Source organism: Dyadobacter sp. OTU695, from assembly GCF_038440355.1.
Taxonomy (GTDB): Bacteria; Bacteroidota; Bacteroidia; order Cytophagales; family Spirosomataceae; genus Dyadobacter.
This window is the reverse complement of record NZ_JASATN010000005.1, coordinates 149,469-162,321: the sequence shown is the minus strand read 5'-3', so window position 1 is coordinate 162,321 and position 12,853 is coordinate 149,469. Positions and strand designations below refer to the sequence as shown.

The 12,853-nt window shown below is 50.7% G+C and carries 13 protein-coding genes; 2 read left to right on the top strand and 11 right to left on the bottom strand.

All coding sequences use genetic code 11. The features are described from left to right. Positions 1–58: 58 nt before the first annotated feature. Positions 59–1,474 (bottom strand): AraC family transcriptional regulator, encoded by a 1,416-nt coding sequence (locus tag AAHB90_RS12315; RefSeq protein ID WP_342085417.1) that lies wholly within the window; start codon positions 1,472–1,474, stop codon positions 59–61. 80 nt (positions 1,475–1,554) lie between these two features. Then, positions 1,555–1,911 carry a winged helix-turn-helix transcriptional regulator gene (locus AAHB90_RS12310; RefSeq protein ID WP_342085416.1) on the bottom strand — a complete coding sequence of 119 codons (357 nt, stop codon included), beginning with the start codon at positions 1,909–1,911 and terminating at the stop codon, positions 1,555–1,557. A gap of 121 nt (positions 1,912–2,032) precedes the next feature. Here AAHB90_RS12310 and AAHB90_RS12305 point away from each other — a divergent pair, with 121 nt between their 5' ends. Then, on the top strand, positions 2,033–2,941 hold the full coding sequence (locus AAHB90_RS12305) for a ClpXP adapter SpxH family protein (protein WP_342085415.1): 909 nt from the start codon (positions 2,033–2,035) through the stop codon (positions 2,939–2,941). Here the strand turns inward: AAHB90_RS12305 and AAHB90_RS12300 are convergent, their stop codons facing one another. From AAHB90_RS12300 to AAHB90_RS12280, 5 genes are all read right to left on the bottom strand, one after another. After that, positions 2,942–3,868 carry a DUF3078 domain-containing protein gene (locus tag AAHB90_RS12300; RefSeq protein WP_342085414.1) on the bottom strand — a complete coding sequence of 309 codons (927 nt, stop codon included), beginning with the start codon at positions 3,866–3,868 and terminating at the stop codon, positions 2,942–2,944. It lies immediately after the preceding gene. A 164-nt stretch (positions 3,869–4,032) separates the two neighbouring features. Beyond that, positions 4,033–4,296: a GlsB/YeaQ/YmgE family stress response membrane protein gene (locus tag AAHB90_RS12295; RefSeq protein ID WP_342085412.1), complete on the bottom strand. Its 264-nt coding sequence runs from the start codon at positions 4,294–4,296 to the stop codon at positions 4,033–4,035. Between the two features lie 46 nt (positions 4,297–4,342). Further along, positions 4,343–4,807 carry a peptidoglycan-binding protein LysM gene (gene lysM / locus AAHB90_RS12290; RefSeq protein WP_342085411.1) on the bottom strand — a complete coding sequence of 155 codons (465 nt, stop codon included), beginning with the start codon at positions 4,805–4,807 and terminating at the stop codon, positions 4,343–4,345. 270 nt (positions 4,808–5,077) lie between these two features. Further along, the gene (locus AAHB90_RS12285) at positions 5,078–5,647 is read right to left on the bottom strand and encodes a dihydrofolate reductase family protein (protein WP_342085410.1); all 570 of its coding nucleotides are present in this window, start codon (positions 5,645–5,647) and stop codon (positions 5,078–5,080) included. A 133-nt stretch (positions 5,648–5,780) separates the two neighbouring features. After that, on the bottom strand, positions 5,781–6,944 hold the full coding sequence (locus tag AAHB90_RS12280) for a hypothetical protein (protein WP_342085409.1): 1,164 nt from the start codon (positions 6,942–6,944) through the stop codon (positions 5,781–5,783). A gap of 148 nt (positions 6,945–7,092) precedes the next feature. On the opposite strand from AAHB90_RS12280, the gene AAHB90_RS12275 reads away from it, so the two are divergent. Beyond that, positions 7,093–8,289, top strand: a complete 1,197-nt coding sequence (locus tag AAHB90_RS12275; RefSeq protein WP_342085408.1) for an MFS transporter — start codon at positions 7,093–7,095, stop codon at positions 8,287–8,289. Between the two features lie 27 nt (positions 8,290–8,316). Here the strand turns inward: AAHB90_RS12275 and AAHB90_RS12270 are convergent, their stop codons facing one another. From AAHB90_RS12270 to AAHB90_RS12255, 4 genes are all read right to left on the bottom strand, one after another. Beyond that, positions 8,317–8,883, bottom strand: a complete 567-nt coding sequence (locus tag AAHB90_RS12270) for an ExbD/TolR family protein (protein ID WP_342085407.1) — start codon at positions 8,881–8,883, stop codon at positions 8,317–8,319. Between the two features lie 113 nt (positions 8,884–8,996). Next, positions 8,997–9,704, bottom strand: coding sequence for a DoxX family protein (locus AAHB90_RS12265; RefSeq protein WP_342085406.1), 708 nt, complete (start codon positions 9,702–9,704; stop codon positions 8,997–8,999). 97 nt (positions 9,705–9,801) lie between these two features. Then, positions 9,802–12,444, bottom strand: a complete 2,643-nt coding sequence (locus AAHB90_RS12260) for an ABC transporter permease (RefSeq protein ID WP_342085405.1) — start codon at positions 12,442–12,444, stop codon at positions 9,802–9,804. Then, the gene (locus tag AAHB90_RS12255; RefSeq protein WP_342085404.1) at positions 12,441–12,776 is read right to left on the bottom strand and encodes a PadR family transcriptional regulator; all 336 of its coding nucleotides are present in this window, start codon (positions 12,774–12,776) and stop codon (positions 12,441–12,443) included. The genes AAHB90_RS12260 and AAHB90_RS12255 overlap by 4 nt, the downstream gene beginning before the upstream one ends. Between the last annotated feature and the right edge of the window lie 77 nt (positions 12,777–12,853).

Sequence of the window (12,853 nt, the reverse complement as noted above, 5' to 3'; positions counted from 1 at the left end):
AAGGTAGAATAAAATTCTGATGTTGTAACGCAAATAAAATATTTAAAAAATCTAAGGCTTATTTCGTTACCTGGCCAACCAGTTTTTCATAGCGTTCATCATACAAATCGCCCGAGAGCCAGTCCCTGACGATGTATTTGAAAAATAACATCGGCGGTTCATGTTTATCGATGGCGGCCTGGAAACAGGCAACGGCCGTCGCGGTTTCACCGATCGAGGCATTTACGATACCCAAATCATAATTGGTTACGACGCTTGTTTTACCAAGCGAATCCATTTGCTTGAGAATGTCCCTGGCACTGTCAGTTTCGCCCGATAATCCGAAAAGAACGCCGCAGGCACTCAGCGTTATGCCGTTATAGTTGATCTCCAGGGCGGTTTCAATGGCATCCTGGGCCGCGGGGTAATCTCGCAGCGTGATCAGGTTCAAACCGGTGACCATATGGCCGCCCCAGAAAGTAGAATCCAGCGCTATGAGCTTGCGCCCTTGCCCGACGGCCAGGTCGAATTTGGCTGAAATCCAGTACACATAGGCAGCGTAGAAATTATTGATGAGCGAAAACGGTTCAAGCGCAAGCGCTTGTGCCACTTCTTCTTCGGCTTCTGCCGGACGGTCCGTAAGCGCCAGGTAGAGGGCGTATTGTCCGTGCAGATCGGCCGTGTTCCAATTAAGTTTCAGTGCTTTCCCGAAAGAATCTTCGGCAGCCGCAAAATCCCATTCGTAAAGCATTTGCATACGTGCGAGCGCGAGGTAACTTTCGGCAATGCCGTTGTCCAGCGCCAGCGCGTGATCGGTAGCTTCCTTCATCAGCGGCAATGCTTTCGCGGCCGGGAGAAGTCTGTAAAACCACATATTGAGATAGCAGGATGCAATGCCAGAGTAGGCGATCGCGTAAGAGGGATCGATTTCAAGGGCTGCCCGGAAATAGCCGATTGCCTTGTGGTAGTCGTCGCTTCCGCCAAACTTGTTATGGTAAAACCGCGCCCGCAGATAAAGCTGGTAAGCCTCTTTGTTGTTGGTATACCGTTTGAAAGCGATTCCCGGTTCCTCGCCCAGCAGCTCGATTTTGACAGCGCCCAGAATGGCCTGCGCGATTTCTTCCTGTACATCGAATATATCTTCCAGTGCCCGGTCATAATTTTCGGACCAGATCTGGGCTCCATCGTCGGCCTTCACAAGTCTCGCTGCGATCACCAACTTGTTTCCCGAGGTCTGCAAACTGCCTTCCAGCAGATATTCCGCATGGAGCTGTCTGCCGATCCATTGCGGCTCGTGATGCTGGCCTTTGAAAGTAAAAGACGAAGTCCGGCCGGCAACCTGCAAACCCGGCACGCGGCTCAATGCATTGATGATTTCCTCGGTCACGCCATCGCTGAAATATTCCTCTTCGGGGTCCTGGCTCAGGTTCACAAATGGCAGGACAGCAATGGATATTTGCGCGGAAGGACGGTCTGGCTGTTTTTTTTCGGTCATATTGGAAGCGGATTCGGTCGGCTAATGTAAAGGTTAGGCTTCACAAATGCTGAAATTTCTTTCACAGGGCCGGTTTCGCATTATGCTACGATGCCCTTGCGGTACACCATACCCCAGCTGGCAATTTCATTAATGATCGGTTCTACTGACCTGCCGTATTCAGTGAGCTCGTATTCGACGGTCACGGGCTTCGTGTCGAGCACGCGGCGGGTGATCAACTGGTTCATTTCCATATCATGTAATTCCTTGGAAAGCATTTTCGCGGCAATGCCGTCTACTTCCCGCAGCAGGTCCATGAAACGCATTTTATCGTTGAGGAGCAGGGTTCCCAGGATGTGAAATTTCCACTTTCCGGAAAGGATCTCCATCGTGTCCTTAATGGCAAGGATCCTTTTTCTGCACTGTGGGGAGGTGTTGCAAGAGGCCTGTTTTTTCATCTAATCTTCGTGTAATAGTCGTCCGCAAACTTACTGGGCGGATCCATAGTTTCCAACAGGTAACTGGTTACCAAAGGGAAATCGATAACAATAGTAAACTGCCTGGCGGCTACTTTCGGGTATGAAAAACAATCCACTGCTTTGCGATACGGAAAGCGGCGTTTGCGAAATGCCGTCTGCTTCTGACGAAAATGTCCATGCTCCTGTTGAAGCGGGAAGCAAGCCGTTAAAAATTATCTACTTCACCGACCCGATCTGTTCTACCTGCTGGGGTATTGAGCCGCAGTTGCGAAAACTGAAACTGGAATACGGCCGGTTGGTGGAAGTCGAATACCGGATGGGCGGCCTCTTGCCCGACTGGTCCTACAACAGCGGGGGAATCAGCAAGCCGACGGACGTCGCGCCGCATTGGGACGAGGTAAGCCGGCATTATCAGATGCCCATTATCGGCGATGTATGGCTGGAAGATCCGCTGCATTCGTCCTACCCGCCGTCGGTGGCGTTCAAAGCGGCTCAAATGCAGGACGAAAGCAAGGCGGTTTCCTTTCTGCGGCGGATCCGGGAAATGGTGTTTTTAGAAAAGAAAAACATCACAAAATGGGAGCACCTGGCCGATGCTGCCCATGATGCGGGCCTCGATGTCGGCCTGCTCGAACAGCACTACCAGACCGACGCTGTCCCCATCTTCCAGGCGGATTTGCAGCTGGCGGCTCAATGGGGCGTGCGGGGCTTCCCGACGTTCCTGATCTTCAACCGGGAGGGCCGGTATGAGAAGGTTTATGGTTTTAAACCTTACGAAGTATTTGAAGCGGCAATCGACAAAATCTATCCCGGTGCCCCGAAGAGTTGGTACAGTAAGAGCTGGCAGGACTTGTTTGGCAAATACCCGACCCTTACCACCAAAGAATTTGCCGACCTGACAGGACAAAGTTTCGAAAGCAGCGAACACCAGCTCGGCTCGCTGCACAACGAGGGCATTTTACAAGCCTACCATACGGTAAACGGCACACTCTGGAAGCAGACCTGCTGATCAGAGTGCGAACAGGAAGCCGATGCTCAATGCCTGGGCAAACTGGATTTTGCTGCTCTGGTCCTTGTCGTACACGATGATAGCGCCAAGGTTCACATTCACATATTTGTTGATCTTGGCCGTTAGCTGGCCGTCCAGGCGGTTGTCGATTTCCAAAGGATGCTGGAAGCTTGAAAACAGCAGGTACCTGAATTTCAGGTTGACGCCCTTAGCCACGTCCTTATCAAAGTTGGCTACGAGCTGAATGATCGCGGCTTCCGTGCGCACACGCTTGCCGATGGGTACGCCATAGTTTTTCTGATCCGGCGTATTAACGTACAAATCCCGGTCGGCTACGATCGTCTGCCGCAATGCGCCGGGCGCCAGATCGACGAAGAAATAGGGGGCAGGACGGTATTCAATACCGATCGCCTCCGTGAGATAGGCGGGCGAAAACAGGCCGGAGACCTTCCTCTTGAAAGCGACCGAATCGGTACTTGCGCTATACTCATAACCCGCCGCGAACTGCGAAAGAAAGTTGAAATTCGCGAAGAAACTCCATTTAGGGGAGAGCTCGCGGTTGTATTTGGTATCGAAGAAAATGCGGTCGGCATTCTTGCGGCTTTCCTGGCCCTTGTTGCGCACGATACCATATTGCGATTGGAAATCGTTGCGCCACGAATCCTTACCTCTCTTGGTTTCGTTCAATGCGTTGAAGAATACGCCGAGGGCTACCGAATTCACGCCACCGCCGGTCCAGTTGGAACTAAACGACCCCTGGTTGAGATTCGCGCCGAATTCGATCTTATGCCAGGCGGTATCCTTCTCCGCTTTCAGGCGGGCCGCATTGATTGGATTGGAGAGGTCGACTTTGTTTTGTGCAAATGTTGTTGATAATGAGAGAATAATAGAAAAAACTAGACCCGGAATGATCTTCCTTGTACGCATACCCCGAAAAAAGACTGATTAACAATGGGGCGAAGATATTCGTGTTGCCGCTTTTTTAGCAAATTTTGACCCGTAAAATTTGGCAGGAAACACCTTTTTCCGCCGGAGAGCCAGGCTTTCCGGCGGTTTATTATACCCTTTTAAAACAAATATTCAACTGTTATTCAGGCCGGTTTCTTTCCTTTAATTAATGCAGTTATTCCAAGTACAATAATTGCTCCTATAAAGGATGTCAGGATTCGCGAAACGATTGACGGAAGGCCGAGTACAGCTTCCAGGTCGTTTCCCAATACCCACCCTCCAACAAAGCCACCTATAATACCCAGGAGTATTTGCAACCACAACGACAATGAGAAGCGGCTAAATACCTTGTCGGCCAGCCAGCCTGCCAGCGCACCGATCAGAATCGATATCAGAAGATTTGTCATGGTAATTAGTTTAGGTAAGAGTTATTCCAAAGTTTCTTAACAATCCTTATAATGCAGGAATCCGCAATACCTGACCTGGATAGATCAGATCGGGATCTTTCAGCATAGGTTTGTTGGCTTCGAAAATAACTGGGTATTTCATCATGTCACCGTAAACAGTCTGTGCGATTTTCGAGAGCGTATCGCCCTTCACAACGGTATGGTAAGTGGCTTCTGGCGCCGGTGCGACCACTTTAATGCGGTTGTCGACAATTTCCACGCCCTCCACATTCCCTACGGCAAGGGTGATTTTTTCGGCATCTTCCTGCCGGGCCACCTCACCTTCCAGAACTACCGTATCATTGGAAGTTTTAACAGTGAGGCTATTGTAGGCAAGGCCCAGCGATTTCACATGCGCCAGCAGTGCACTTGCCCGCAGCGGTTCCGCTGCTTCGAGAGTAGGTGCGGCCGCGATTTCTTCTTTCTTGAAAATTTTCTCGCCCACGCCCTTGATAAAAGATAATAAACCCATAGTTTTTAATTATTTGATGTGATTAATGGGTTGCAATAATGGGATTTTTTATTGGAATGCAACAACTCATTTCCGATAATTTAACGGAAATATTCTCTGATATTTTTGTTAAATATTTTTTAATAAATAGAATGGTAACTAGTATGACAATTTGTTTCGGGAGTGGTTAAAATTGAAAATGAATTTTTGTTTAATAACTTCTACAAAATGCGCTTTATGCCTTATTTTAATAGATATAGTTCTATTTGATTATAAACGATAGTTCCTCTTTCATTGATTAGCTGAATAATGCAGTGTTACCACCCCGGATCCAAGCGTTTTGGTTTCGAGCAGTTTCAGGGAACTGATAGTTGTGTTGTTATCAAACAGGCTAATGCCATTTCCTAATATTACGGGATGCAAGGTGAGCTTGTATTCATCTATCAGCCCCAGGTTCATAAAGCTTTTGGCAAGGCCCGGACTACCGAATATAACCAGGTCTTTGCCTGGTTCCTGTTTGAGCTTGCCGACCTCTTCGACGATATTCTCTTTGATCAGCGTAGTATTGTTCCAGTCCACACCGTCCAACGTTGTTGAAAACACTACTTTGGGAATTTGATGGACCCATTGAGCATGTTCCAGCGCATGTTTATCGGCATTGGGGTTGTTCAGTACGGTGGGCCAATAACCTTCCATCAATTGATAGGTGGTCTTGCCATACAAGGGAGCGCCTACTGTTTTTACCAGTTCCGCCGCATATTCCTGTAATTCTCCATCATATGACAGGAAACCCAGCCCGCCATTGATATCTCCTGCAAAACCATCCAGCGACATGTGCGCAAATAGAACTACCTTTCTCATACGTGATTACGTTTTGTTTGTTTTGAAGTATGGTCCCTTGTGGGTGAAATCTCAAAGAAAAAGGATCACATTTCGGTTTCTACCCAAACAGGCCGAAACTCCTTTTGTGACCCTGCAATGGGTTCTATCATGCTTAAAGCCGCCCGGCGGGTAATTTGCCTTCTCGCATCGCCTCGATTTGTTCTGGTGTAAAGGCAGCGTTATGCAGCACGGTCTCAATGTGGTAACAGCGGAACAACTCTGCGATGAAATGGATGCGCTCCCGGAGGTCGGCCCAGTCGATCGCACCGCTCTGGGTTACGCTGTCGGGTGTAGGATCTATTTCAGAAAGCAGGGCCAGCAGGCCCGTGCACGAAATGTGTGTCAATATTTCGGGGTAGGGTTTGTCCAGATCCCTGCCCAACGAAAGACGAAGGTCGGGTGGGAGGGTCAACGTCATGAGGTGGGCGGTGAGGAGTTCTCTTACAATGCCCTGTAACCGCTTCATCAACTGATCGATGGCTTTGTCCAGGCGCGATGTTTGCCCGGTGATTTTAAGGTAAGCGAGCCGGATACGGGCCAGCCAGCTGTCGGGAGGGAAAAAGCTGTCGACTATTTTCCTGCGGATCACTTCGATGTCCAGGTCCATCGTGGCATTCAGCGAGGCCGCTATCTCGGGCTGCAGGCGAGTCTGTTCATGAAATCCGATTTCGAGATTAGCCAGCAGTTGCAATTCGGTCCGCAGCTGCGGGTCCTTTTCAAAAAAGGCCTGGTAGTAATTGGTAAAAGCCTGTTTAAGATATTGCTGTCCGTCGGGAGGGTTGCCCGTCCTGAACCCTGCGCAGAATGCATTCAGCCGTTGCTGATCGAATGCCTCGTCGCGAAAGCATAGCGAAATAAACCGCGCAAATTCCCAACCGATTTCCTCGAAAACCTTCCGGTTTCCACGGGCAACGGCGTCGCTGATTTGATCAATAATGACCGCCAGCCAGGTATTGCGGATGATACCGAATAGCTTTTGTTGCAATGCATTTTCGATTCCCAGCTCGCCTGCGATGCGCCACAATACCTTCAGCTCCTCCATTTGGCTGAGGTTCAGCCTGGCCTCTACGCTGCGCAGCAAGTCTTCGCGCCGGATACTCTGGCCCGCCTGCCTGGAAGCCCAGGTAGCAAACGTGCACCAATTCGCGACAGGGCCTGTGCGGCTGGTGAATACAGTCGAAAGTTCGTGGTAGCATTGCGTAATGCGCAAGTTGCGGATCGCCGGGTCGGTAATCGCCGCGATGGTCCTGACTTCGCCGGGAGAGGGTATATGCATTGCCAAATGTTTTCCGTGTGATGCTAAAAATAACAAAACGGAGCAGGCGAGGCGAAATAACCTACTAAAAGGCTCGGATGTAGCTGAACATTGCCGTAGATTCAGGCGGTTTATCCGTTTGGATGCGGATCAGATAGCTGACATCTCTATGAATGCAAAAGGTCGGTTTCTCACAAATGTCTTTCCGCTGGTGGCCGGTCAGGCTTTTTTTCAGACGGCAGGGATATTGGTGGCAGCGCTGTCGGGCCTTGTAGGGTATAACCTCGCCGCCGACAAAGCCCTGGCAACGGTGCCGGTCGCCGTCATCAGTATCGGAACAGCCGCCGCTTTGATTCCCGCTTCCTTGTTCATGAAAAAATACGGACGGAAAAGAGGCTTTATGTTGGGCATCGGATTGGGGTTTGTGGCAGGGGCATTAACCTCGCTGGGGATTTATCTGGTGGATTTCTGGCTTTTCGTCGTCGGTAATATGTTCATCGGAGCTTACCAGGGCTTTTCGCAGTATTACCGGTTCGCTGCAGCAGAGTCGGTAGAGGAGGCCGAAAGGAGTAAGGCTATCTCGTGGGTTGTTTCGGGAGGTGTTTTTGCCGCGATCGCCGGACCATCCATCGCGCGGTTTACCAAGGATATCGGCGACATTCCTTTTTTGTATTCCTATGTATCGATTATGGCCCTGTCGCTCCTGGCGATGGTGGTCGTTTCCCGCATTAGGTACGATACCCGCCAATCGGCGGTTGGGGATACGGATCAACGCGAACGTCGGCTTTCGGAGATATTGAAGCGACCGGCCTTCATTGGGGCCATCGCTTCTTCTGCGGTAGGGTCTGCCGTGATGGTCATGGTGATGACCGCTACGCCCATTACCATGAAAATATGCGGCTACAATGCTGATGACTCTTCCATTGTCATACAGTGGCACGTGTTGGGCATGTTTGTGCCCTCCTTCTTTACCGGAGACCTCATTCAACGTTTCGGTGCGGTGCGGGTCATTTGCTGCGGGATTTTGATATTCCTGCTGCATTTGTCTCTGGCGCTGTCGGGCACGGACTTAATTCATTTCACCACTGGATTGATCTTTCTCGGCGTCGGCTGGAACTTCATGTTTATCGGAGGGACCGCGCTGCTCACGAAGTCATATGCTGCCGGCGACCGGGCCAAAAGTCAGGCCTTTCACGACTTCATGGTGTATGCCGTCGCAACATTGTCGTCCTTTACAGCCGGTGCAGCCCTCGACCGCTGGGGATGGAATGTTGTGAACCTGATCGCCGCACCGCTGCTCATCGCCGCTTTTGCCATTCTTCTGTGGTATTCGTTTTCCGGGCGGAAGTCGGAAGCATTACCGTAGGATGGCAACCAGGTCCTGATGGACGCATTATTTCTTATCCAAAATCCGGTCGCCGAGCAGTTTTGTTTCCGCTTCGGTGAGTTGGTCGACCAGCGCATATCTCCTTGATTTTGTAATAGCCATTTCGTCCATCGCGTCCACCATATTTTTATAGCTCGAAACAGCGGTCGGTTTGATCACCACGATCAACGAGCGGTCGCCGGTTCCTGTGCGCGGCAATGCGGCGACGCGTTTCTGTGCGGTGAAAATCACGTTCCTCAACTCGAAGCCAGGTTGGGTGGTTTTGAGCGCGGAAGATGCACGATCATCGGTCGCCGCGATGCCATCGAGATAATAGACCTGATTGTGACCGCCAAGGAAAAGTGTCAGAACACCGGAAGCACGGATCGGTTCTGTATCGGTGATGACGGTTTTGTCGGGGAAAAATACAGACATGGACGTGGGCTTGCTCATGGTGGTCGCAAGCATGAAGAATGTGATCAGTAAAAAGCCGAGGTCCACCATAGGCGTCATGTCTACGCGTGTGGAAATCCTGCTTCTTACTCTGCCTGGGCCAGTGCCGTGGGCGTTGCCGGGTACTTCTATTGCTGCCATTTGTCAGGTTTGGTTAGTTGTGAATGAGCGTTTAACCTTGCTGATCAAATATATAATTTAATTTTATATAAAAACAAATGTATATTACTAAATAAATCAGTTTTGGTCCCAATCTAGCGCCCGGAAGCCTTTTCATACTCCTCCACACAAACATTCAGCGGCTTCCCCTGGTTGTAAATGCAGTCGCAGAAATGGTTGCATGCCTCGGGGTTGGCATTACCGGCGCAGCCATTCGTACATTCAAGCGCGGAGTTGCCCGGGCGGATGTCGTACAGGAAATGGTTGCCGACTATGACAACCGCGATAATGGCGATCACAATGCCGAAGAACGCGAAGGGAAATCGGCTATTGACCGGTTTGTACTCCGGTATACCGAGGTCGGCATGTTTGAAGGGTAAAATATACTTGATCCTGTCGAAGTACCAGCAAAGCAGATAGACGTTCGCGAACAGCAGGAGCGTGGTAATGCGAGTGCCTTCGAAACGGGTCGCGTAAACCAGTACGCAGATGTTGAGAATAATGGGAAATGCCATAAGCGCACCCAGCACCGCCGTGCGCGGAATGAGCAACAGAGCCGCGGTGACCAGCTGCCCGGCGCCGATAAACGGATAATAGAAGCCGGTCAAATGCAAGGCATCGAAATAATGGCCCAGCGGATGGTTCGATGGCAATGCCGTGAACCTTTCGCCCATTACTTTTACTACACCCGAGGGAATAAAGGCCAATGCCAGACCGATACGGCAGAAGACAGCAAAGTAGCGGAACCATTTGTTCCCTTTTGCTTCGGGGTAAAATGTGGCCAGACGGTTCAAAAGATTCATAAGCGATCAAAATTTTTCTCAATATTTAAAAAGTACTTTGTATTTCAAAGTATATGATCAAATAAAATTGCCGCCAGGTTGAATTGGCGGCAATTCGCTAGTCGCTTTTCAAGACCTTTGCCGGGTTGCTCCTGGCGGCTTTGGCGGTTTGCGAGCCGATCATTAACAGCGCGAGCAGCATGACGACCAATGTGCCGCCCAGCAGCTCGGCGAGGCCAATGGGCTGGTGGTAGGCGAAACGGGTAAGCAATATTTTGTCGAACAGGAGATAGGTTGCCGGGAGGGCGATCAGGGCGGCAATGCCCAGCAGCGAGATGAATCCGCGGCAAAGGAGATACACAAGCCCAGGCTCGCTGGCACCCAGCACTTTGCGGATGCTGATTTCCTTCAATTTGGTTTCGGTGGTGAACACGACCATGCCAAAAAGCCCCAGGGAAGCGATGCAGATAGCCAGAAATGCAAGGAAACCGATGGTTTTGACCATCATGGAGAAATCGGCATATGCCGCTTCGATCTGCTGATCATAGAACCTGGCATTCATGGGATGCACGTGATCGAAGCGTTTCCAGGCCGTTTCGATCTTTGCCATGGTGTTTTCAAGGTCCGTGGAGGCAATCTGGAGGTTCAGGTAACCACGAGGCTCGCTTTTGGAATACCGAAACATCACCGGTTCGATCTTGTTTTCCATCGTCCCGTAATGGAAATCTTTCAATACGCCTACAATCGTGAGCTTTTGGCCATCTACCTCTATGATATGGCCCAGCGCTTTGTGCGGATCCCGGATCCCGATGTTAAATCGTTTCAGTACCTGCTGGTTTACAATGAGTTCGCTTTCGTTTCCTTTTTCGGGTCGGAGCGTAAAGTTGGTGCCGGCCAGTAGCTTGTGTTTGTGGATAGGCAGGTAGTTTTCATCCACCGTATTGACCCACACTAAGCCGGAGTCTGCTGGCAGCGCACCGCCGGTCGGGTAGTATTTTACGTCGAAACCGTACATGCTGCCCACGCTGGTCACCATGCTCGATTGAGATATTTGTTTTACTTCCGGTATTTCCGCCAGTTCCTTCTTCAACGCTGTGGCATCCGCGCCGTGCAGTTTGATATTCAGGATATTTTCGGTGTTGAAGCCCAGGTCGAAATTCAGGAAGCCTTTGTATTGACTGTAACCGACCAGGGTAGTGGCGATGAATGTCAGCGAAAGCGCATATTGTGCCACGATAAGTACCCGGCGCAGTCCGATATGCTTGAAAATCCTGATTCCCGACGCGTCCTTTATCACGGAAAGAGCGTTGATCTTGGCGAAAAACACAGCCGGAAGAAAGCCCGCGGCCAGCCCGGTGAATGCCGCCAGGGCGATAAAGCAAAGCACCGAACGCAACGACAGACCGAGCATGAAAATCCTGGAAATTTCCGGCGAGAGCGCAAAGAATTCCCTTCGCAAAAACAGGAAAAGCCCGAAAGAAAACAGTAAGGCAAGAAAGGCGATCATGACCGATTCGGCCATGAACTGGCCCAGGACATGGCTCCTGCGGGCACCTATGATTTTGCGCACGCCCACCTCGCGTGAGCGCCTGAGCGAGCGTGCAACGGACAGGTTTGTGTAGTTGAAGCAAGCCGAAAGAATGATCACAAATGCGAGCCCGCCCAATAGCCAAAGCGTGGAGGGCTCGGTGCGAGGCCCCATGTCGTTCGAAAGTTTCCTGCCCAATGCAATGTCCTTGAACGGTTGGAGCGACAACGTTATTTTTCTGTGAAGCAGGGCTTTGTTTTCTTCTTTGCTGATCTGCTCCAGCGCGCGTTGCACGCTTGCAATGTTGCCACCTTTCGGAATGGTTACATAGATGTAGTTGGACCACATATTGTCCCAATTGTAAAACCCATCGCCCTTTTTCCCGAACGTTGCGTCCGCCGTGGCGTACGAAATCAGGGCGTCGAAATGGATATGGGAAAGATGCGGAACGTCCCTGGCCACGCCTGTAACCTGGTAATCGAGAGTGTCGAAGCGAACGGTTTTTCCTACGATGTTGGTGTTTCCGAAGAGTTTCAATGCTGTTTTTTCGGTCAAAACCAGCGAATAAGGTTCTTTGAGCGCCGTGGCCGGGTCTCCGGCTACAAGGGGGAATGTGAGGATCTGAAAGAACGACTCATCTGCCCAGGTAGCTTCAAGCGGGAAAATGTTCCGGCCCACCTGGGCATCTCCCGAAAAGCCGTTGCGGATAATGGTAAAATGCTCAATACCCGGAACATCGCTGCGGAGCCGTTGCGCGACCCTGGCGGAAGAGGAGGCGAAGTCCATCGGTGACTGTCCCTCTGGTTGATTCCGGGTAATGATGCGGTAAATGTGGTCCTTGTTTTTGTGAAAGTCGTCGTACGATAGCAGATCGTTCACGATGGCGATCACCAGCAGTCCTACCGACATGCTTACAGCCAGGCCGACGATATTGATGAATGAAAACAGTTTGTTACGGACCAGGTTCCGTCGCGACGTTTTGAAATAGCTGCCGATCATCATGAAATGGGTTAGGAAATGGAGAAGTTCTATTTTTCGGATGGTATAAGGCCTCATGAACTTGATCACATCGAGGCAATAGATCAGCCGGGCGTAGCGCACGCCCTTATCGCGCGCATTGCGCAGGAAATATTCATAAAGATCCCCTTCCAGGTCTTCGAGCAACCTCGGGCGACAATACCATTTCAGGAACCGGGTGGCCCACCCGGGTGGCTGCGGATCATGCTTTTTCATATGGAGCCTTCGAGGTTAAAGCCCGGGATGTCCCGCCAGATCGTTTCGCGTAATTCCTTCGCCCGCATGAGCGCCACTTTGCCCGCGTGAGATACTTCATAAAAGCGCTTGCGTTTCCCGCCGCGGGTGGCGCTGGCATCACCCAGGTGGCTTTTGGCGAGTCCCTTATCTTCGAGCCTGTTAAGGACGGCATGTACCACGCCCAGCTTGGACGCACGGCCGGTATACCGTTCCAGTTCATCACAAATCGCTACGCTGTACGCCTCCATTCCGAGTGCGGCGATCGTGAGTAAAACCAGTTCTTCAAATTCGCCAAGGTTGGTTCCTTTCATCTGGTAGTCAATCTTTTAGTCTATTTAGTCATTAAATGTATGTATTATTGAAATATAAAATCATGTTTTGTATGTAA